This is a genomic window from Mycobacterium colombiense CECT 3035 (assembly GCF_002105755.1).
GTDB classification, from domain to species: domain Bacteria; phylum Actinomycetota; class Actinomycetes; order Mycobacteriales; family Mycobacteriaceae; genus Mycobacterium; species Mycobacterium colombiense.
The window spans coordinates 3,832,562-3,854,272 of sequence record NZ_CP020821.1 but is presented as its reverse complement, the minus strand read 5'-3'; the positions used below and the strand labels follow the sequence as shown (position 1 = coordinate 3,854,272).

Below are 21,711 nucleotides of genomic sequence, written 5' to 3'. Positions count from 1 at the left end.
AATAATGGCGGCGCAATGCCATTCGCGCCATTCGCACACTTTCGCGGCCGCTACGGCTTGATGCGGATCGGTCCGGGCGACCACCATCCGGTGCGGGTGGCGGTGCCGAGGTCGAGCTGCGCCGGGTGCGCGTCGGCGATGGTCTCGAATCTGCGCAGCGATCCCCAGTCGCGGCCCCAGTCATGCGACAGGTACGTCGACATGACGTGGGCCCGCAGCAACAGGTCGGTGATGCCCAGCAGGCCGCCGTTGACGCCGTCCTGCCAGGTGTCGGTGTCCTGCTTCTTGGCGTTGTAGTCCGGGGTGATGCGGAACTCCGGGATCTCGGTGACGCCGTTGGAATGCAGCATCGGATGCTGGCACGGGAACGCCAGGCCGACCGCCCAGTCCATCAGCACCGGCCGCTTCGAACCGACGTACTCCTGCAACGAACGCAGCTCCGGCACCCGCGGCGGGGTCAGCGCGATCCAGTCATCCGGTGTCAGGGACAGGTCCTCGGCGACCACCCGCACCGCGACCGCGTCGGCGGGCATCGCCGAGCGCGCGAAGCGCAGGTTCCGCCACACCTTCGGCTGCTCGCCGTACAGGTCGTAGGGCACCAGCCGGCCGGCCGGCTGCACGGCGCCGCCGGGACCGGGCCTGCCGAATTCCAGCTCCACGGTCTGCCCGCTGGTGTAGCCGTGCAGGATGCTGTTGCCGGCGATGGTGCCCGCGGCGGTCACCACCACCAGCGGGTGTCCGTCGTCCGGCTTCGGCAGCTGGTACCACGCCGAGGTGAGCCTGCTCTGCTGTTGCGCGCCGGTGGTGTAGCTGCCGGCCAGCGGGACCCGTGCGGGATCGAGGCCGTAGGGCAGCGGAACCGTCGACCCGTTGATGCCCGGCGCCTTCAGCTTGAGCGGCGCGTCCCAGTCGTAGTCGGTGCCGGGCTGCGCCACCTCCGTTTCCTTGACCGACTCCGCCAGCGTGCGATCCGGTACGCCGTTGGGACTGAAGCCCGTGGGGTTCACACCACCCAGCGGCCCGAGCGGGCCGAAATTGTCGGGCAGCGGCACCATGAAGCCGGCATTGCTGTCCGGCTCGACGAGCACGTCATCGGCCAACCCGCAGCCGCCGCTGAACTCACGCAGGTTGTCCCAGGCGTTGGAGTAGGTGGGGTACTGGCGCACGATGCCCGCCACCATCGACGCGATGAACACGAGCGCCATGAAACCGGCCGCCAGTGGGATCGGCGCGGCGGTCAGTGCCCGCGCCAGTCGTCCTTCGCCACGGTCCCTCGGTGCGAAATGCAGATATGCCGCGTACAGCGCGACGATCACGAACAGCGCGAAAAAGACTGTGCTGATGCTGATTCCGTGGAACCTCGGCATCACGTTGTTGAACGGGACGCCGAAGCTCGACACGTACCACCAGCCGTTCGTGGTGGCGAAACACAGCGCCAGCACGAAGAGCAGCGCCGCCAGGAATGCCATGCGGTTGCGCGACCAGCGCAAGCTCTCGTGCGACACCAGCACCGTCGTCAGCGCGGCCATCGCCGCTCCCACCGCGGCGAACAGCCCGAAGTGGTGCACCCACTTGGTGGGGGTGAACATCAGGAAGAACATGGTGCCGAAGATGACGCCCATCAGCCGCCAGGCCGGCCCGCGCGCAACCCCGGGAACCCGCTTGCGCCGCAACATGATAAAGACGGCCGTGAACAGACACAGCGCCGCGATCAGGAACCCGAAGCGACGCGACAGCGAGCCGTCGACGGTGGGCAGGATCAGGTAGTAATAGCGCAGGTTCTCGGTGTACCAGGCCTGGCTGGGGCCGATCGAGGTGCGAATCCTGGTGGCTTCCAACACCGTTGACAGCGTCTGGTCGGCGAACACCACGGTCAGTATGACCGTGCCGGCGGCCAGCATCGGCGCCACCAGCGGCCACGTGCCGACCAGGCGGTGGCGGCGGACCAGAATGCGCAGGATCGGACGGCCACCGGCGACCAGCGCGGCCACCGCGATCAGTCCGGTGGGCTGCACGCCAAGGGTGAACGCGGCGGTGATGACCGCCAGCGCCGCGGGTGTCAGCCGGCTGTAACGCATGGAGCGCTCGATCAGCACGTAGGTGATCAGCGACCCCACGGCGATGATCGGCTCGGGGCGCAGGCCGTTGTCGAACGGCATCCACGCCGTCAACAGGACCATGCCCGCCGCCCAGTTCGCCGCCTTGCTGGCGGCCACCGCGGGCCCCAGCCGGGGCAGCACCTCGCGGGAGAGCAGCAGCCAGCACACGATCCCGGCGATCAAGTCCGGCAACCGCATCCACAGGCTGGCGTCGGTGACATGGGTCATCAGCGCCAGCAGGTTGTAGTACCAGCCGAAGGGGTCCTCGGGGCTGCCGAACCAACGGAAGTAGTTCGACATGTAGCCGGCGCGGTCGGCGACGCGGGCCATGCCCAGGATGTAGCCGTCGTCCGACGAGTTCGCCCCGATCACGTGCCACAGCACGAAGCCGGAGATCACCGTGACGTCGGCGAGGGTGAACGTGCGCCAGTTCGCCGGGATGAGCCGGCGCATCCGGTGGCCGTCCAACTGGTCGAGCCGCCACAGGGCGATCAGCGCGACGATGGTCGACACGATCGCCAGCACCATCGCGGCCAGCTTGAGAGTCGTTGGGGTGGTGGAGAATCGGGTGTCGATGGTCGCCGACAGCTTCAGACCCGGCGGGGCGGGGCCGGTGAGATCGGTGAACACCCCCACGATCTGCGGCCGCAGGTTCGGGTCGGGGAAGCCGCCACCGAGCGGTTTGCCGGCCGGATCCTTCAGTCCGACGAAGGTGGCGAAGGCGCCGGCCTTGGTCGAGGTGATCTCGATGCGCTGGCATTGCGGCGACGCGACCTGGTCCCGCGCCGCGCTGGCGATCACCACGTTGCGGTCGGTGACGTCGACGCGCTTGCTGTTGACGACGACGAACAACGCGTTGAGCGCGGCGTCCTTGCCCTTCTTGGGCGCCGTGCTGAGCACCACCCCGCCCTCCGGTGGCAGCGCGCCCACCACCGAGCACGGCACGGACACGTTCACGTCGACCGGCGTCAGCGAAATCAGCGGCGCCGTAACGCTGTTCAGCTGACCGTTCTGCGGCCAGTTCAGCTGCGCGGTGGTCTGCACGACGGGCAGCAGCGGCGTCGCCACCGACAGGATGAAACCGATCAGCCCGGCGATCGTCGCGACCCAGCGGGTCACCCGCACGTTCTGCCGGGGGCCGCCTGGTCTTGGCGGTCGTCGACGGTCGTCACGCTCATGGCAGCGCCCGAATCGGTCCCTGCCGGCTCCAGCCGTGCACTGTCATCACACCCTGTTCGATTACGGCGTCCGGCGCCTGATCAGCCGGCACCAACCGGAAGTACTGCTCGACGGATCCCCAGTCGCGATGCCAGTCCCCACGCAGGTACGTCGCGATCGTCGAGGTGCGCAGCATCGCCTGAGTGAACAGGAACGGACCCCCGTCCTCGCTGGCCTGCCACCCGTTCGACGACGCCGCCGTTTGTTTGTGATCGGGCAGGATGCGGTACTGCGGAAGTTCGGCAACGCCAAGGTGTTCAGAGAGCGGGTGCTGGCAGGGGAAGTTCGCGGCGGTGGCGATGTCCATCAGCACGGGTGTGTGCGAGCCCATCAACTGCTGCAGGGTCTGCAGCACCGGGACGCGCGGCGGCGTGACCGCGAACCACTGGTCCGAACTCAGGTTGGGGTCGTACGCGACGATGCGCGCCACGTTCGCCTCCGGCGGCGCCCAGGTCAGCGGGATCCGCAGGTTGCGCCACGCCGGCTCCGGCCCGATGTCGATCGGATACACCTCCGCCAGCGGCTGGGTGGTGCCGTCGGGACGGGCAACGCCCCACTGCAGTTTCAGCTGCTGGCCGTAGGTGAAGGTGCCGTCCTCTTTGTACGACCAGATGGCGCCGGCCGCCGTCACCACGACGATCGGCCGGTCCGGGCTACGCGGCGGCAGCTGGTACCACGCCGACGTCGCGCTGGCGGCCAGCGAATTCTCGCCGTAGCTGCCCATCACCGGGGTGCGGGCCGGGTCGAGGCCGAACGGCAGCGCGGCATGCGACCCGTTCACCCCGACCGGGCCTTTCCCACCGGCCGTGCCCGCGGAGTCGCTCATAGTGGCATTGGGTTTGTTGGGTGACCCGGTGGAATTCACCACGCCCGGCTTGGTCACCACCGGGTACGACCGCAGGTCGTCGCCCACACCGTCGGGTTTGAAGCCGACCGGGTTGACCCCGCCCAGCGGACCGTCCGGGCCGAAGGTCTGCCCGGGCGCCGGCTGCAGCATCCCCGCGTTGGGGTCGGGCTCGGTGAGCACATCGTCGGCCATGGCGCAGCTGGCGGACGACAGCCCCGAACTGATGGCGGCGACGTTGGCCTTGCCGGTGGTGTAGAGGGGGTAGCGGAACACCGCGCCCTTGGTCAGCGAGGCGACTTCGCCGACGACCATGATGGTCGCGACCACCAGCAGCGGGGTCGACGCGAGCACCCGGTTGCGCCGGTTGTCCTTGACCTCGGTGTGCCCGGCGTAGTCCATCCGGAAGTGCTGCCAGGCGGCCAGCAGGCCGGTCGCGATCGACAGTGCCAGGAACATCGACGTCACCGGGTGGCTGGCGATGACCGGCTGAATGTCGTACCACGGCACCCCGTAGTTGCCGACGTAGAACCAGCCGTTGACGCCCGAGGTCGCCACCGCCAGCACGAACAGCAGCGCCGTCACGTACAGCGTCAGGTTGCGGCGGTTGTGCAGGCCGATCCGGGCCAGGGCGAACGCGGTGACCGCGCCCAGCGCTCCGGCCAGCCCGGCGAATGCGCCGAACTGCACCGCCCACTTCGTCGGCGTGAAGGTCAACAAGAGCAGGCCGAAGGCGGTGGTGCCGATCAACCGCCACGCCGGGCCGCTGGCCACACCCGGGATCCGGCCCCGGCGCAGCAGGGTGACCAGCATCCCGAACATGCACAGCAGCAGCACCAGCACGGCGAATCGCCGCGCCATCGATCCGTCCGGGTTGGATTCCACCGTGAGGAAGTAGTAGCGCAGCCAGTCCTGGTACCACGCGATGGTCGGACCGACCTTGTACTTGATGCGCGCCGATTCGCCGACCGTGGCCAGTGTCTGGCTGCGGAACACCACCACCAGGATCAGCGACAGCGAGGCCGCGAGCACCGCCAGCGGTGCCACCAGCCCGTCGGTCGGCCGGCGCCGGCGGATCGTCTGGGCGACGGCCCGGGCCCCGGTCAGCAGCGCGGCGACGGCGATCAGGCCCTGCGGAGCCAGCGTCGCGCTCAGCAGCGCCACGATGATGGCCACCGCCGCGGGGGCCAACCGGCGCAGCGCGATCGCGCGTTCCACCAGCATCCAGGTGACCAGCACGCCGAGGGCGATCAGCGGTTCGGGCCGCAGTCCGTTGTTGAACGGCAGCCACGCCGCCACGAACACCGCGCCGGCGGTGAAGACCGCCACCCGGTTGGCCGCCAGGCCGCCGCGGCCCGGTCCGAGCCGGCGCAGCACCCAATGGCTGATGATCAACCAGCAGGCGATCGCGGCCACCGTGGCGGGCAGCCGCATCCAGACGCCGGCCGTGCTCACCGATGCCATCTTGGCCAGCACCCCGAGGTACCAGTCGAAGGGTGCGTCCGTGGTGCCGAAATAGCGGTAGTAGTTGGCGATGTAGCCGGCGCCGGGCGCGACGCGCGCGATGGTCAGGTTGTAGCCGTCATCCGACGAGGTGGCGCCGATGATGTGCCACAGCAGCAGGGTCGCGATCACCCCGGCGTCGGCGATCCACGTCGCGATCCCCACCCGCCGCCAGTTTCCCAGGTGCGTGCCGGGCCGGTACCGGGAGAGCCAGGCGATCGGCGAGCGCCAGTTGAGTATCGTGCTGCCGCCGCGGCTGCGGCGGTCCAGCACCGCGAGCGCGACGATGGCCGTCAGCACCGCCAGGGCGCCCAGGGCCATCACGATTTCCTTGAGGACGGTGGGCGCGGTGATGAACCGGGTGTCGATGTCGATGCGGGCCGACAGCCCCGGTCCCGCGGGCACTTTCATGTCGGTGAAGAGGCCGCCGACCTGGGGTTTCTTTTCGGGGGACAGCACCCCAGTGGCGCCGGGGATGCCGACGAAGTCGGCGCCGGTGGCGCCGGCGTTGGCCCAGACGTGCAGCACGCTGCAGGCCCCGGCGGCGACGGCCGAGCGCTGTGCGACCGCCGCCACGGTGTCGCGGAACGCGACGACGACGGCGTCGGCGTTGGCGCGCACGAACAGCCCGTTCTTCCCGGCGTCCATGCCGCCGGGCGGCAGGGTCGACACCACCAGGCCGCCACCGGCGGGCAGGGTGGCGATGTCCGGGCAGGGAATGGAGATGTCCAGCGCGCGCGGTGCCCCGGACACCAGGGGCGCGGTGATCTGGCTGACGTGCCCGTCGATGCTGCCCTGCGGCCACAGGACCGTTGCCGTGGTCTGTTTCACCGGAAGCAGCGGGACGGACAGGCACAGCAGCAGGCCCACGATGCCCGCGATGGCGGCCACCGACCGGGGGATCCGCTGCGAGCGCTCATTACCGTCGTGGGGCACGAGGCTCGATCGTAAGCGACGCGGCTTTGTCCGATGAGGACGCGGGGCCGCGCAGCGCCCCGGGACGAGCGAGATCGTCGCCCGGCCGGTGCCGCCCACGCTGTGCAGGTGGGCGCGAATCACAGCAAAACCCGCCCGCCAATTCAGCATCCGTTGCGTCGATGCGGTCAAAATGGGGGGCTGAGGAGGCGCGCGTGACGAACGCAGGTCTGGGGTTTGGCGTCCTGGGACCGTTGTCGATGACGGCCAACGGCACCCAGTTGTCGTTGGGCGCCCCCAAGCAGCGCGCGGTGCTGGCCATGCTCCTCGTCCACCGCAATCGACCGGTGTCGGTCGACGCCTTGATCGATGCCGTGTGGGGTGAGGCTCCGGTGCCGGCGGCGCGCACCAGCATCCAGTCCTACGTCTCCACGCTGCGGCGGCTGCTGCGCAGCGCGGTGGCCAACCCGAACGAGGTGTTGGCCAGCGCCCCGCCGGGTTATCAGCTCAGCGTCGCCGACGCCGATTGCGATCTGGGACGTTTCCGCGCCCACAAGGCCGCGGGAGTCCAGGCCGCCAGCCTGGGCCGTTTCGAGGAGGCCAGCGGCCACCTGTCGGCGGCGCTGGGCGAATGGCGCGGTCCGGTGCTCGACGACCTGCACAATTTCGCCTTCGTCGACGCGTTCGCCGGCATGCTGCTCGAGGAGCGGGTGGCAAGCTACACCGCACGCGCCGAAGCCGAAATCGCCTGTGGGCGCGCCGATGGCGTCATCGGCGAGCTGGAAGCGCTCGTCGCGCGGCATCCCTTTCGCGAACCACTGTGGGCGCAGCTGATCACCGCCTACTACGTCACCGAGCGGCAGTCGGATGCGCTCGGCGCGTACCGCCGGCTGAAGACGGCGCTGGCCGACGGGCTGGGCATCGATCCGGGCCCGACGGTCAACGCGCTGCAACAGCGCATCCTGCGCCAGGAGCCGCTGGGCCCGGAGCAACCCAAGCGGGCCGGCAAACGGGCGGTGATGACCACTCACAAGCAAAGCACCGTGCGCTCGGAGTCGGCGGCGGCACTGGTCGACGATCCCGTCGTGGCCCGGTTGCGGGACAAGGCCGGCCGGCATTATCAGCTCAACGGTGTGACCACCCGGATCGGGCGTCTCGACGACAACGAGATCGTCTTGGACGACACCGAGGTCAGCCGCCACCACGCCGTGATCATCGACACGGGAACGGATTTCCTGATCACCGACATGAAGTCCACCAACGGTGTGCAGGTGCGGGGGCAGCGGGTGCGGCGCAGCACCACCCTGGAGGACGGCGATCACATCCGCATCGGCAACTCGGAGTTCGTCTTCGAGATCCGCCCGGCCTGAGCGCTATCCGTGGACCCGGTCCGCCAGCGTGGCAAGCCCGGGGCCCTCGAGGTCGGCCAGGGCGGCCGGACGGCCCGTCATCGCCAGCAGCAGCGCCTCGCCGGGGCCCGTCACCCCGGGCCCGTCGCCGTGCGCCCACGAGACGTCGGTGGCGCGCAGTCCCAGGCCCCTGATCCGGCGTCCCGCGCCGAGCCGGGGATTGCCGGGTACCAGGGGAAGGATCCGCTCGAGTCGATCCGGCGGCACCGCCCGCGGCCGGCCCAGCGAGCGGCGGATGTCCTGGTGGTGGACGGTGCCGTCGACGAGCGCGATCATTCCGCCGAAACCCGCCGGCAGACCATGTGGTTCGAGATGGTTGCGCAGGAATTCCAGTAGCTGTTGTGGCGTGCGGGTCCCGAATTCGTCGACGCCCACCTGGTTGGCTCGCACGATCCAGCCCTTGGCGAACCTTCTCAGCAGTCCCAGCGCGCCCAGCTCGTCATAGCTGATCACATGCGCGACAACGTCTTTGACGTTCCAGCGGGTGCACAGGGTGGGCGCCTCCCAATCCTGCGGCGTCAACGTGGCCAGGAATTCGGCGAGGTCGGCGCGCTCGGCGCGGGCCATGTCCATCAGATCGCCCACAAGCCGCAACGGTAGCCCCACGGATTGCCAGCCTCAAGGGTTGCGCCGCAGGTCAACCAGGGGACGCAAGAATTTCGCAAGAAACTCTGAACCATCTGGCAAGCCGTCTATCGCAACCTGGTGTTGCCGGTCATCACGATCGGCCCGTGGAAAAGGTACGCAAATACGCAAAGTACGGCAGATAGGAATCACCACCATGAAGGACAGCATCGCCGCCGCAGACACCCAGACCGCCGTCGAGACCAAGAAGGTCTCCAAGCTCCGCATCGCCGCGGGCGTCGGGCTGGGGGCCATCGGGTTGTCGATCGCCGGGTCGCTGATGCCCGCCGTCGCCTCCGCTAGCCCCGACGTTCCGCACAGCGGGCACCTGCACCCGGTGCGCCATTACGCCGCCAACTTCCTGAACCCGGGCTGGACGCTGACGCACCCGTTCAACGCCGCCCTGCCATGACCTGACGCGGTCTCGCCGTGATCTGCCCCGCTTCCTGCCGTCGGCCGGAAGCGGGGCAGAACTCGTTGTGCGCCTAGGTTTTACGCAGCGGTGCCGGATTCCACAGCCCGCTGCGCGTCGCCGTCCCCAGCAGCAGGCGGGCGGGTTGGGCGTCGGGGTAATACGGCGTCAACCGTTGCAGCGAGCCCCAATCGCGAGACCAGTCGTCCTTGAGGTAGGTGGCCATGGTGGTCGCCTTGGCCAGCAGCTCGGTGACACCCAACGGGCCGCCGCCGTTGTTGTCCATCACCGGCGAGTTGGCCTCGGCGCCGAACCGGTCGGGCAGGATGCGCCATCTCGGGGTCTCGTCGACGCCGTTCTGATGGCCGAAGGGTCGCTGGCACGGGAAGGCCAGCCCGACGAGCCAGTCCAGGAACACCGGCTCGGAGGAGCCCACCACGTCCTGCAGCGTGCGCAGCTGCGGAGTTCTCGGCGGGGTCAGCGCGATCCAGTGCTGCGGGGCCAGGTCTTCGTCGTCGGCGACCAGTCGAATCTGGGTGGCGGAACTCGGAATTGCCGACATCGGCAGGCGCAGGTTGCGCCACGCCGGCGACGCGCCCACGTCGGAGAATTGGAACGAGCCGCTGGCGTGTCCGGCGGCCGCCTGGTCGTCGGTGGCCCACTGCACCTGGACCTCGCGGGGGTCGAAGCGCCCGGCGGCGCTGACCACCAGCAGCGGCCCCGCCTTGTCGCGGGCGGGCAGTCGGTACCAGCTGGACCGCAGGTGCGCGGGCACCTGGATGCCCGAGCGCCAGCTGCCCAGCACCGGGGTGTGCGCGGGGTCGAGGTTGAAGGGCAGCTGGGCCGAGGAGCCGTTGATCCCCGGCGCGGGGGTGGTGCCGCCCTCGGTGCCGGCCTGGTTGCTGCCGGTCTTCTCCTCGTCGTTGACGAAGCTGCGGTCACCCGGGCGTTCCATCACCGGGTCGGCGCGCACGTCGGCGGGAATTCCGTTGGGTGTGAAGGCTTCCGACAGACCCGCGCCCAGCGCGTCGGCCACCGACGCGTTGACCGGTGTCAGCATCCCGGCGCCGGGGTCCTGCTCCACCAGCACGTCCTCGGCCAGTCCGCATGACTTCCCGGTCAGGGCCTGCAGGTTGGACCGGCCGACCGACCAGGCCGGGTACTGGTCGGTCATCGCCAGGGTCAGCGACGCCACCTCGAACACCACCAGCACCCAGGTGGCAATTGCCAAGGGGGACTGGATGATTCCGGACGCCCGCGCACCCAGGCGGGTCCTGGGCGGCCCTTGAAACCGGCTCGAGTCCGGGGCCACGAAGTGAAACCATGCCGCCAGCAGCAGCACCACGACGGTCAACCCGAGCAGCGCGGTGGCGAAGGCGTAGTGCCAGGCCGGGAACTCATTCGACCACGGCACACCGAAATTCGAGACGTACCACCAGCCGTTGACGCTGGCGAACGACAACGCCACCAGGAACAGCACCACGGCGGCGAACACGGTGCGGTTGCGCCGTGACCGCATCGCCACGGCGGTCACCGCGACCGCGGCGAGCGCGCCCAGCGGTCCGGCCAGCCCGGCGAACACCCCGAAGTGATGGGTCCATTTGGTGGGCGTGAACATCATCGCCACGAACGAGATGATGGTGATGCCGGCGATGCGCCGGCTCGGCCCGGCGGCGGTGCCCGGAATCTTGCCTTTGCGCAACGACATTGCGACGGTGATCCCGAGCGCCAGCACCAGCGCCAGCACGGCGAAGCGGCGGGCGACGGACCCGTCGGGGCTGGCCATGAACAGCCGCTCGTAGCGGAGGTGCTCGTCGAACCAGCTGAGGCTGGGCCCGACGGCGCGCTTGAGCGCGGTGGCCTGGATCTCGCCGGCGAGCGTCTGGTCGCGGAAGATCAGGATCGCGGTCACCGTGACCGCGGCCAGCAGGGGCGCCACCAGTGGCAGCGCACCGAACAGTTTGGATCTGCGGTGCAGGATGGTCCGCAGCGGCCCGATCGCGACCAGCAGCGCGCCGATCGAGGCGATGCCCGTCGGCCCGGAGAACAGGGTCAGAGCGCCGATGATGCAGGCGATCGCCACCGGCAACAGCCGGCTGGTGGCCACCGCGCGCTCCACCGAGCACCAGGTCAGCAGGATGCCCAGGGCGATGATCGGCTCGGGGCGCAACCCGTTGTCGAGCGGCAGCCAGACCGCGAGGAACATGCCCGCCGCCGTCCACGCCGCGGCCCGGTTCTGTTTGACGGCGTGGCCCAGCCGCGGCATCACCTCACGGCTGATCACCCACCAGCACGTCAGCGCCATCGCCAGGGTGGGCAACCGCATCCAGATGCTGGTGGTGCTGACATGGGCCCACACCGCCAGCAGGTCGTAGTACCAGCCGAACGGCGCCTCGGGCGTGCCGAACCAACGGTAGTAGTTGGCCATGTAGCCGGCGTGCTCGGACACCCGGGCCATGGTCAGGATGTAGCCGTCGTCGGAGGTGTTGGCGCCGACGAAATGCCACCACACCAGCACGCCGATGACCAGGGCGTCCAGCCCGCCGATCGACCACCAACGGGCGGGCAGGAAGCGGCGGTGCCGGGTCCCGTCGGCGGTGTCGAGGATGTGCAGCGCGATCAGGGCGGCGGCCGTCAGCACCAGCCCGAGGATCATCGCCGCCATTTTCAGTGGGGTGGGGCTGCTGCTGTAGCGGGTGTCGATGGTCGCCGAGAACTGCAGCCCGGACGGCGCCGGTCCGCTCAGATCGGTGAAGACGCCGACGATCTGGGGCCGGAAGTCGTAGCCGCTCTTCTCGCCGCGCAGCGGCGCGCCGGGATGCTCGGCGTTGGGGCCCTGGGTCAGGCCGACGAACTCGGCGGTGACGCGGTCGGCGTGCGCGGTGAAGGTCAGCCGCTGGCAGGCCGGACTGAGCACCTGGCTCAGCGGGGCGGTCACCACCGGGACGTTGCGCACCACCAGCACCAGGTCGTTGTTGGCGCGCACGATCAGCAGTCCCCGGTCGACGGCCTTCGGCGCCTGCTTGGGCACCGTCGACAGCAACACCGTCTTGCCCGCGTTGCCCGGCCCGGCCAGTCCGGCGGCGGCCTCGCACGGGACGGTGATGGTCAAATCCGTGGCGACGTAGCCGATCAGCGGCGCGTCGACGCTGCCGAAGATGCCGTTCTGCGGCCAGTTGAGTTGCGCGGTGGTCTGGTCGACGGGAAGCAGCGGGGTGGCGATCGCCAGCAGCACGCCGAGCAGCCCGGCGACGGAAGCAACCAGCCGGGCGATCCGGTGATTGGCTCCCGTGTCGTTCACGGAGCTAGATGGTAGTTCTTCGGCCGTGTGTGGCGTGGTGTCGGTGCTCATCAGCGGTTACGTCCCGGGCTTGCGGATGGCCAGCACAAATGGGCCGACGCTTTGGACGACGAAACGCGGATTGTCGAACAGGGCGCCGCGCAGGTCGACGGTATACCGCCGCACGTTGGGCTGGTTGGGGTAGACGTCCTCGGCCAGCCGCAGCGTGTAGTTCCCGTTCGCGCCGCGGCGCATCAGGAACACCGTCGGCGGGGGCCAGGGGCAGGTGTCCAGGGCGCGGATCAACTCGTCGGCGGTCTTGAGGTCGGACCACTTGTTGATCTGCGCGGCCCGCAGGTCGAACTGCGCGAGCGGGTTGGCGTAGTGCGACGTGAGGCCCTGGAATCCCCAGTACGGGTAGAAGGACAGGAAGCTGTAGTCGGCGGTCAGCACGACGGTCTGGTCGCGCGGCTTGCCGGTCACCTGCGTGATGGCGTGATCGAGAGTGGCGTAGAACTTCTCGGCGCTGGGCGGGCGGCGGTCGCCGCGCTGCCCGTGACCGTCGGTGTCGGTGTAGGCGATGGTGAGGTCGGGCCGCAGCACGTCGGGGATGTCCTGGCTGAACGCGATGGCGGCGGCCAGGCCCACGGCGCCGGCCGCCGGGAGCACCGCGCGCCGCCGCGCGGACAACACCCGCGCCGCCTCGAGGAAGCCGAACGCCCCGGCGGCGACCAGCAGCACACTCAGGGTCGGCTGCAGCCGGAACGACAACAGGGTGGTGCGCGCCAGCGTGGTGAGCATCGACAGCAGCGACCACAGGTAGATCGCCAGCACGCCGATGGCCAGGGCGCCCGCGCGCACCGACGACCGGGCCCGTAATACCAGCCACAGGGTGCCGATCAGGCAGACGACGCCCAGCAGCGTGAACTGCAGCATCGGGAAGGTCAACTCAGCGCCGTCGGCGGGCAGGTAGTGCATGGCGCTGCCGGAGTTGCTGATCGGGCTGTGCATCGCTCGCACCAGGAACGGCAACCAGGTCGTGCAGGCGATCGCCAGGGCGATGCCGGCGATGACGGCCAACCGCCGCAGCGGATCGAGGGCGGCTTTGAGGCCGCCGTCCTTCCGGTTCCGCCGCCAGCGCACGCCGGCCAGCCACAGGGCCATCACCCCGACGGTGAACGCGCTGAGCCCGAACAGCAGCGTGTACCAGGTGGCGGTCCAGCCCAGAAACAGCCCGGCGGCGATCACCGCGCCCCAGCCCGCGCGGGCGGGAGCGTCCGGCCGGTCACCGGCGCGCAGACCCGACCAGGTCAGCACCAGCATCGGCGGCAACAGCACGGTGATCATCGCCGAGTAGGGCTCGGGGGAGCCGTAGGCCAGCGTCACCGCGGCGGTCGCGGTGGTGACGATCAGCGCGTATTCGAAGCGGACCATCCGCCACCACAGCACCAGCGCGACCGCGACCGCGATCGTGATCGAGGTGATGGCCCAGGGCTTGAAGACCTCCCAGGCCGGCGCCCCGCCCAGCGCGGCGGCGCGTCCGCCGATCCAGAACCAGCCCGGCGGGTAGTAGGGCGGCAGCCCGAGATAGGTCATGTCGCGCAGGGCGGGGCTGTCGGCCAGGCGGGTCAGGTATTCGGTGCGGAACTGCTGGTCGACGGAGATGCCGAACAGGTACAGCTTGGTCGCCCCCAGCGGCATGCCCAGCGTCACGACGGTGAACGCGGACACGAAGACCAGCCCGGCGAGTTGGGTCAGCAGCCGCCCGCGGGGACGCGTGCAGCGCCGCCCCCCCCAGCCGACGGCGACCAGCCCGGCCAGGCAGCCGACCTGCCCGACGGTGGTCAGCGCGTGCAGTTGATTGGAGGACGGGAACGCCGGCCACTGCACCCGGGAGATGGCGACCAGCGAGATAACCGCGACGGCCACCGCGACCAGCACCGCTAAAGCCATCTGGCCGAGGGTGGCCAGCGCGTTACGCATTATCAGATGGGAAGCTTGCGGAAGATGGGACGCGGGACGTGTCGCAACACCATCATCACATAACGGAATGCTGCTGGTGCCCAAACCAATTCCTTACCTTTGGCGGCCGCGGTCACCGCGAGGTTGGCGACGTACTCCTTGTCGACGGTCAGCGGGGCTTCCTTGACGTGTGCGCTCATCCGGGTACGCACCTGGCCGGGCCGGATCACCAGGACTCGAACCCCGTACTCGCGCAACGCCTCTCCGAGGCCCAGGTAGAAGCCGTCCAGCCCCGCCTTGGTGGAGCCGTAGACGAAGTTGGACCGCCGCACCCGCTCGCCGGCCGCCGAGCTCATCGCGATGATCTGGCCGAACCCCTGGGCGCGCATCTTCTCGGCCAGCAGCACGCCCACCGAAACCGCTGCGGTGTAGTTGATTTCGACGGCCTGCACGGCTTTGTGCTGGTTCTGCCACAGCTCCTCGGCGTCCCCCAGGATGCCGAACGCCACGATGGCCACGTCGATGTCTCCGCCGGCGAAGGCCGCCTCGATCATCTTGGGGTGCGTGTCGGGCTCGGTGGCTTCGAAATCGATCAGCTCGACCGAGCGCGCGCCGGCGGCCTGCATCTGCGCCACCGCGGCATCGCGGCCGGGGTCACTTGGCATGGCGGCCAACACAATCCGCGCGTGCGCGTTCTGCAGGTAGCGTTCGCAGATGGCCAGGCCGATCTCGGAGGTACCGCCGAGCAACAGGATGGTCTGCGGATTCCCTACGGCATCGAGCACCATTTACAGCAGCTCCAAACGTCGGGCCATGTCGGAGGCGAACACCCCCGTCGGATCCACCTTGCGTCGCACGGCGATCCATTCGTCGATGCGGGGGTACATGGCGTGGAAGGTTTCGGCGCTCACGCGGGAATCCTTGGCGGTGTAGACCCTGCCGCCGAATTCCAGCACGCGCCTGTCGAGTTCGTTGAGGAACTCGTTGATCCCCGGCTTGTTGGGGAAGTCCATGGCGACGTTCCAGCCCGCCATCGGGAAGCTCAGCGGTGCGCGGTTGCCGGGCCCGAAGAGCTTGAACACGTTCAGCGCGGAGTAATGGCCGGTGGTCTGGATCCAGCGGATGATGGCCTTGAACTCGTTCATCGCATCCGGCGGAACCAGGAACTGGTGTTGCGCGAAACCCCTTGGGCCGTAAGCGTTATTCCAGCCACTGACCAGGTCGAGCATGTGATAGAACTGCGACAGGTTCTGGATCTTGCCGGTGTAGGTCCCGCCCAGGCGGTAGTACACCTCGCCAATCGCCATGAACGACAGCTTGTTCATCGCACTGATCGGGAACACGTCCGGCACCGTCAACAGTTGCGGCGCATCGAATTTCAACGGGTTCTTGGCAAGCTTCTTCGGCAGTTGATCGAGCGTCGCCAGGCTGCCCCGGCTGACCGAGGCCCGGCCCAGCTTCGGCGGCGGACTGATCAGGTCGAACCAGGCGCTCGAGTAGGTGTAGTTGGCCTCGCTGCCGTCGAGGTGAACTGCGACCGTTTCGTCGAGGTCGTGGGTGGCCACGCCGTCGGCGATGAAGTACGCGGTCTCCGTCGGCGTCATGGCGATGGTGGCGCGCAGCACGATCCCGGTTAGGCCGTTGCCGCCGACGGTCGCCCAGAACAGCTCGGCGTCGTCCCCGTCCGGGGTGATGGTGCGGACGGTGCCGTCGGCCAGGAGCAGGTCCATCGACCGGACGTGGTTGCCGAAGCTGCCCGCGCTGTGGTGGTTCTTGCCGTGGATGTCGCAGGCGATCGCGCCGCCGACGGTGACCTGCCGGGTTCCCGGCAGCACCGGGACCCACAGCCCGAACGGCAGCGCCGCCTTCATCAGCTGATCCAGGCTGACGCCGGCGTCGACGTCGACCAGCCGGGTGTCGGCGCTGATCGAGTGGATGCGGTTGAGCCCGGTCATGTCGATCACCAGCCCGCCGCCGTTCTGGGCGTTGTCGCCGTAGGACCGGCCCAGCCCGCGGGCGATCACGCCCCGGCTTTTGGGGCCGCCGGACTCGGCCACCCGGGCCACCGCCTTGGCGATCACCTCGGGATCGCGGGTAGAGAGCACCTGGGCCACCGACGGTGCGGTGCGCCCGAAGCCCATCAGCTGGGTGGGCTTGGTCACGGGATCGGTGCTCGACATCGTCAAAGAGGGTACCGCCTGCTCCGGCGACGATGCGGGACGCAGGCGTCCCGCTGAGGAGGCGGGCAATCCAGGCTGGGCCGATGGCGGCTCAGCGGATGCGGAAGATTACGGCCCGCTGCACGACGAAGTTGATCACCGTCGCGGTGCCCTGCGCGATCACGAACGCGACGAGCGGCGCCCAGCCACGGTAGTGCAGCAGCGCCAGGCACACGTGGTTGAGCCCGACCTGCACGGCGAACGTGATGGCGTAGAGGACCATGACCGCGACGAACCGGGCGGTACTGGGAGACGCCTGGAAGGTCCAGCGGCGGTTGATCAGGTAGGCCGTGACGGTGCCGACGATGAAGCTGGTGGCCTTGGACAGGTCGACCTGGACGCCGATGACCTTCCACAGCAGCAGGTAGAGCCCGAAGTCCACGATGCCCGCCAGGCCGCCGGTGACGACGAACCGGGTCACCTGCGTCGTCAGACTCAGGTGCGGGCGCACGTCCTTCGACGCGGAATCGGGCAGCGGGGCAACCATCGAGGGGAGTCTAATGGGCGCGCGGGCGCCGCCCGGGCATGCGCTAGCGGGGCAGCTTGACCGAGATCAGCTCGACCTGGTTCTCGCCCTGCGGGGTCGAATAGGTCACCGTGTCGCCGGGTTTGCGCCCCGCCAGCGCCTGGGCCAGGGGGCTGCGCGCGGTCAGCGTCTCGGCCTCCCGGCCGACGGGGGTCTCCTCGACGATGGAGATCACGTGCATCGTGACGACTTCACCGTCGGCGAACCGCAGCGTCACCTCGGTGCCGCCGGGCAGCGTCTCCGCCGCGTCGGCGTCCGACGGCCCGGTCCGCAGGCGCCGGTCCAGTTCGCTGATCCGGTCGGTGAGCACCACCAGTTCCTCGGCGCGCTGGATCGCCTCGGCCGCGTCACCGTGATCGCCCACCATGCCGCGGTCGTTCTTGACCTCGGCCTCGAGCCGCTCACGCCGCTGCCGTAGCCGGTCCAGCTCCGCTTCGAGGTTGTTCCGGGCGGCGTCCGCTGCTGATGGGACCTTTTTGCTCACGTCGGTGGACCTTTCGCCCAGTTGCGCAGATGGCGTTCCAGTGTGACACCACGACGAGGCACCCCGCCACCATCGGGGTCCGCGTGGCCGCGGAGTGATCTGTCACGCGCGCGTCGGCGCACGCATCGCGTCCAGCCCGTCCGCGGCCGTGGCGGCGATGGTGCTTCGCACCATGTGGCGCGGCTCTCGCGCTGGCCACGGCCGGCCGCGGTGCATGATCGCGCGGTTGTCCCACATCACCACGTCGCCCCTGCGCCACGAGTGCAGGTAGCTCGCTGCGGGGGCGGTCGCCGCCCGGGTCAGCTCGGCCAGCAGCCCCTGCGCCGCCGTCCGCTCCATGCCCTCGATCGCGAACGTGTGCGAGGCCATGTACAGCGCCTTGCGGCCATTGACCGGGTTCTTCCACACCAGGCGCCAGCATTGCGGCGGCAGCGCCGCCCGCTCGGCCGGGCCGACGAGGTCGGGCGCGATCTTGGCGCGCGAGAAGGCGTATTCGTGCCAGGCGAAGGAGTTCTCCAACCGTCGTTGCAGGGCCGGGTCGAGGCGCTCGAACGCAAGCCGGGTGGAGACGTACTCGGTCTCGCCGCCCTGTGCCGGAACGATGCGCGACGACAGCACCGACGCGAGCGCCGGCACCCGCTTGAACGAACTGTCGGTGTGCCACAGCTGGTTCGCCTTGTTTTCGAGCGCGAGCCGGTGATCTTCGGGCACCACGTTGCCCTCCTCGTCGAGCGTCTTGAGGACCACCAGGTTGCTGCCGGCGCCCACCGACCCCGCCTTGGTGACCTCGAGCGGGCCGAACCGGCGCGTGAAGGCAAGTTGTGCTTCATCGGTGACGTCCTGGTCGCGAAAGACCAGCACCGAATGCTCCTCGAACGCCGCGCGCACCGCCGCGTACGCGGCGTCGGTCGCCGCGACCTCCTGGAGGGTCACCCCGCGCAATTCCGCGGCGAAGCCCGGGCCCAACGGCACGACGTCCATCGCGCGCCCTCCATCGTTCGTCTGAGCACGACTGTCCACCCAAAACGGGGTCACCGGCAACCAAGCCGGCGCGGGGCCTCGCGCGAACGCCCGCCGGGCTACACCCAGTAGGGCACCCGGGCGCGGTACTGGCGCATCGCGAAGGCGGCCAGGATCCAGCCGACCGCCGTCAACACCAGCACCACGGCCCAGTGCCGCAGCTCCTGATGCGACCCGAGCAGCGGGGCGCGAACGATGTCGAGATAGTGCAGCAGCGGGTTGAGTTCGACGATCTTCGACCATCGTCCGGCGCCCTGCTGCCGCAGCGTGTCGTCGTTCCAGATGATCGGTGTCATGAAGAACAGCAACTGCACGACCGAGAACAGCAACGGGCCGATGTCGCGATAGCGGGTCGCCAGGATGCCGAAACACAGCGACACCCAGATGCAGTTCAGCACGATCAGCGCCAGTGCCGGGATCACCGAAAGATCGGCCCACGACCAGGGTTTGGGGAAGATCATCGCGATGACGACGTAGATGACGATGTTGTGCGCGAACAGGATCATCTGGCGCCACACCAGCCGGTAGACGTGCACGCTCAGCGGCGTCGGCAGCTGCTTGATCAGTCCCTCGTTGGCGACGAAGACGTCGGCGCCCTCCAGAATGGCGGCGTTGATCAGGTTCCAGATGATCAGCCCCAGCGTCACATACGGCAGATGCACCGACAGCTCGAGATGAAACAGCTTGGAGTACAAGCCGCCCATCGCCACGGCGGTGGTGCCGGTCGCGATGGTGATCCAGAACGGGCCCAGCACCGAGCGGCGGTAGCGCTGCTTGATGTCCTGCCAGCCCAGGTGCAGCCAGAGCTCGTGCCGGCGGAAGCCGGCGACGAGGTCGCCGCGGGCGCGGGTGAAGGTCCGCGACTGTGCCGCCGCGTCGAGGAACGTCATCGGGAACCTCCCGGTGTAGATGGTGGCGACCCGCTTCGCCCGGCTACGCCGCGCTCGCGATCGCCACGAGGCTTGCCGAACTGCTCGCGACGCCCCAAGCGCCGCAACCGGATCCACTCCAGCAGGCCGCGCGGGTCGCGACGGGTCACCAGGAAGAACCAGCCGAACCGCACCCACTCCTGCACCAGCAGCTTGCGCAGGCCAGGCTGTGACAGCAGGTAGCCGCGGTTGCGGTAGGTGTAGAACCGCTTGGCGTCGTTGTCGGGGTACTGGGTGTGCATGCGGCCGCCCAGAATCGGGCGGAATTCGTCGGATCCGCAGGGGTGCAGGTAGATCGTGTCCAGGCAGGTCCCGAACGGCAGGCCGGAGCGAACCAGCCTGCGGTGCATCTCGACCTCGTCGCCGCGGATGAACAGCCGCAGATCCGGCACGCCCACCGCGTCCAGGGTGGTCGCCCGGAATAGGGCGCCGTTGAACAGCGACGCAATCCCGGGCAGCAGGTCCTGGCCCGACTCGGTGCGCAATTCGCTTGCGCGCCTGCGCCATACCAGGCCGCGCCGCAGCGGGAACGCCAGCCGCTCCGGGTCGTCGGAGTTGCAGACCATCGGCGATACCTCGGCCAGGCCGTGCCTGTCCGCACAGGAAAGCAGGGTGGCCAGCACGTTCGAGTCCTGGGGGCGGCCGTCGTCGTCGGCCAGCCACACCCAGTCGGCGCCCCGGGCCAGCGCGTGCAGCATGCCCAGCGCGAAACCGCCCGCACCGCCGAGGTTTCGGCGTGATCCCAGGTAGGTGGTCGGGATCGGTTGGCCGGCAACAAGATCGCGGACCCGGCCGGAGCCCGGCCCTGCGTCGGAGAAGTCATTGTCGACCACGATCAGGTGATCGGGCTGCCGGGTCTGCGCGCTCAGCACGTCCAGCGACTTGGCCAGCTCGTCGGGGCGCCGGTGGGTGACGACGACGGCGACGACGGTCTCACTCATCCCCGGATGCTCTTTGGGCCAGGGGTGTTTCGACGCGATTCGATTGCTGGTCCTCTTCCAGCACCTCGCGGACGTGCCGCGCCGCGTCCTCCCCTTCGTAGGCGCGCACCACGTCTTCGATGCCGCCGGACATGCGGATGACGCCGTGGTCGATCCACATCGCCGTCTTGCACAACCGGGCCAGGAATTCGTTGGAATGGCTGGCGAACACCAGGATTCCGGAGCGCTCCACCAGGCTCTGCAACCGCGACTGCGCCTTCTTCAGGAAGTCGGCGTCCACCGCGCCGAGGCCCTCGTCGAGCAGGAGGATCTCGGGGTCGATGCTGGTGACCACGCCCATCGCCAGCCGCACCCGCATGCCGGTGGAGTAGGTGCGCAACGGCATCGACAGGTAGTCGCCCAGCTCGGTGAACTCCGCGATCTCGTCGACCTTGGACTGCATCTGCTTTCGCGTCTGGCCCAAAAACAGGCCGCGAATGATGATGTTCTCGTAGCCGGAGATCTCGGGGTCCATGCCGACGCCGAGATCGAACACCGGCGCCACCCGGCCGGTGACCGTCGCCCAGCCCCGGGTGGGTTCGTAGATGCCCGAAAGCAGGCGCAGCAGAGTCGATTTGCCCGCGCCGTTGTGGCCGACCAGACCGACCCGGTCGCCAAGTTCGAGGGACATGGTGATGTCGCGCAACGCTTCGACCACCACCACGTTGGAGCTGTTGCGGCCGATCGTGCCGCCGGCCTTGCCCAAGAAGGCCTTCTTCAGCGAGCGCGACTTGGCGTCGAAGATGGGAAACTCCACCCACGCGTTGTGCGTCTCGATGTGAGGACGGGAATCCGGCGCCATTGGTGCTGCGTCTGCTTACAGGTACTGACCGTGCCCGGGCGCCCCGCCCGGCTTACCGATGCCCGGGGGAAGCGCGCCCTGGCGCATCTTCTCCAGCTGAGCGCGGGCGGCCATCTGCTGGGCGAACAGCGCGGTCTGGATGCCGTGGAACAGCCCCTCCAGCCAGCCGACCAACTGCGCCTGGGCGATGCGCAATTCGGCGTCGGACGGCGCGGCGTCTTCGTTGAAGGGCAGGGTGAGCCGGTCGAGCTCCTCACGCAATTCCGGCGCCAGGCCCTCTTCCAGCTCCCGGATGCTGGTCGCGTGGATTTCGCGCAGCCGGTTGCGGCTGGCGTCGTCCAGCGGTGCGGCGCGCACCTCCTCGAGCAGCTGCTTGATCATGGTCCCGATGCGCATTACCTTCGCCGGCTGCTCGACCAGGTCGGTCAGCGAACGCTCGTCGGCGTCGTCGTCGGAGAGCGCCATCATCCGCGGGTCGACGCCGC

The 21,711-nt window shown here is 69.1% G+C and carries 16 protein-coding genes; 2 read left to right on the top strand and 14 right to left on the bottom strand.

Features of this window, described 5'->3' with window-relative positions; all coding sequences use genetic code 11:
• Nucleotides 1-50: 50 nt before the first annotated feature.
• A complete protein-coding gene (locus B9D87_RS18080; RefSeq protein WP_085382819.1) occupies nt 51-3,224 on the bottom strand; it encodes an arabinosyltransferase domain-containing protein in 3,174 nt (1,057 codons plus the stop codon).
• Between the two features lie 49 nt (nt 3,225-3,273).
• Nucleotides 3,274-6,600, bottom strand: coding sequence for an arabinosyltransferase domain-containing protein (locus B9D87_RS18075; RefSeq protein WP_007771924.1), 3,327 nt, complete (start codon nt 6,598-6,600; stop codon nt 3,274-3,276).
• A gap of 194 nt (nt 6,601-6,794) precedes the next feature.
• On the opposite strand from B9D87_RS18075, the gene B9D87_RS18070 reads away from it, so the two are divergent.
• Nucleotides 6,795-7,949, top strand: a complete 1,155-nt coding sequence (locus B9D87_RS18070; protein ID WP_007771925.1) for a BTAD domain-containing putative transcriptional regulator — start codon at nt 6,795-6,797, stop codon at nt 7,947-7,949.
• A 3-nt stretch (nt 7,950-7,952) separates the two neighbouring features.
• On the opposite strand, the gene B9D87_RS18065 is transcribed toward B9D87_RS18070, so the two are convergent.
• Nucleotides 7,953-8,561: a maleylpyruvate isomerase family mycothiol-dependent enzyme gene (locus B9D87_RS18065; protein WP_040630709.1), complete on the bottom strand. Its 609-nt coding sequence runs from the start codon at nt 8,559-8,561 to the stop codon at nt 7,953-7,955.
• 208 nt (nt 8,562-8,769) lie between these two features.
• Between B9D87_RS18065 and B9D87_RS18060 the strand changes: the two genes are divergently transcribed.
• Nucleotides 8,770-9,024: a hypothetical protein gene (locus B9D87_RS18060; RefSeq protein ID WP_007771927.1), complete on the top strand. Its 255-nt coding sequence runs from the start codon at nt 8,770-8,772 to the stop codon at nt 9,022-9,024.
• A 73-nt stretch (nt 9,025-9,097) separates the two neighbouring features.
• On the opposite strand, the gene B9D87_RS18055 is transcribed toward B9D87_RS18060, so the two are convergent.
• The 11 genes from B9D87_RS18055 to B9D87_RS18005 all read right to left on the bottom strand — a co-directional run bounded on the left by B9D87_RS18055 (nt 9,098) and on the right by B9D87_RS18005 (nt 21,694).
• Nucleotides 9,098-12,376: an arabinosyltransferase domain-containing protein gene (locus B9D87_RS18055; protein WP_052002523.1), complete on the bottom strand. Its 3,279-nt coding sequence runs from the start codon at nt 12,374-12,376 to the stop codon at nt 9,098-9,100.
• Nucleotides 12,377-12,382: 6 nt separating this feature from the next.
• A complete protein-coding gene (locus B9D87_RS18050; protein WP_007771930.1) occupies nt 12,383-14,287 on the bottom strand; it encodes a galactan 5-O-arabinofuranosyltransferase in 1,905 nt (634 codons plus the stop codon).
• Nucleotides 14,288-14,289: 2 nt separating this feature from the next.
• A complete protein-coding gene (dprE2, locus tag B9D87_RS18045) occupies nt 14,290-15,054 on the bottom strand; it encodes a decaprenylphospho-beta-D-erythro-pentofuranosid-2-ulose 2-reductase (RefSeq protein ID WP_007771932.1) in 765 nt (254 codons plus the stop codon).
• A complete protein-coding gene (dprE1, locus tag B9D87_RS18040; RefSeq protein ID WP_007771939.1) occupies nt 15,055-16,446 on the bottom strand; it encodes a decaprenylphosphoryl-beta-D-ribose oxidase in 1,392 nt (463 codons plus the stop codon). It abuts the gene before it with no gap.
• 91 nt (nt 16,447-16,537) lie between these two features.
• On the bottom strand, nt 16,538-16,972 hold the full coding sequence (locus B9D87_RS18035) for a GtrA family protein (protein WP_007771941.1): 435 nt from the start codon (nt 16,970-16,972) through the stop codon (nt 16,538-16,540).
• Nucleotides 16,973-17,015: 43 nt separating this feature from the next.
• Nucleotides 17,016-17,495 carry a GreA/GreB family elongation factor gene (locus tag B9D87_RS18030; RefSeq protein WP_007771943.1) on the bottom strand — a complete coding sequence of 160 codons (480 nt, stop codon included), beginning with the start codon at nt 17,493-17,495 and terminating at the stop codon, nt 17,016-17,018.
• Between the two features lie 102 nt (nt 17,496-17,597).
• Nucleotides 17,598-18,476 carry a TauD/TfdA dioxygenase family protein gene (locus B9D87_RS18025; protein WP_007771944.1) on the bottom strand — a complete coding sequence of 293 codons (879 nt, stop codon included), beginning with the start codon at nt 18,474-18,476 and terminating at the stop codon, nt 17,598-17,600.
• A 98-nt stretch (nt 18,477-18,574) separates the two neighbouring features.
• Nucleotides 18,575-19,405, bottom strand: coding sequence for a galactan export ABC transporter permease subunit Wzm/RfbD (wzm, locus tag B9D87_RS18020; protein WP_007771945.1), 831 nt, complete (start codon nt 19,403-19,405; stop codon nt 18,575-18,577).
• A complete protein-coding gene (gene glfT1, locus B9D87_RS18015) occupies nt 19,402-20,385 on the bottom strand; it encodes a galactofuranosyltransferase GlfT1 (RefSeq protein ID WP_007771946.1) in 984 nt (327 codons plus the stop codon). The genes wzm and glfT1 overlap by 4 nt, the downstream gene beginning before the upstream one ends.
• Nucleotides 20,378-21,226: a galactan export ABC transporter ATP-binding subunit Wzt/RfbE gene (wzt, locus tag B9D87_RS18010; RefSeq protein ID WP_007771947.1), complete on the bottom strand. Its 849-nt coding sequence runs from the start codon at nt 21,224-21,226 to the stop codon at nt 20,378-20,380. The genes glfT1 and wzt overlap by 8 nt, the downstream gene beginning before the upstream one ends.
• A gap of 15 nt (nt 21,227-21,241) precedes the next feature.
• The gene (locus B9D87_RS18005; protein ID WP_234010035.1) at nt 21,242-21,694 is read right to left on the bottom strand and encodes a bacterial proteasome activator family protein; all 453 of its coding nucleotides are present in this window, start codon (nt 21,692-21,694) and stop codon (nt 21,242-21,244) included.
• Nucleotides 21,695-21,711 lie beyond the last annotated feature (17 nt).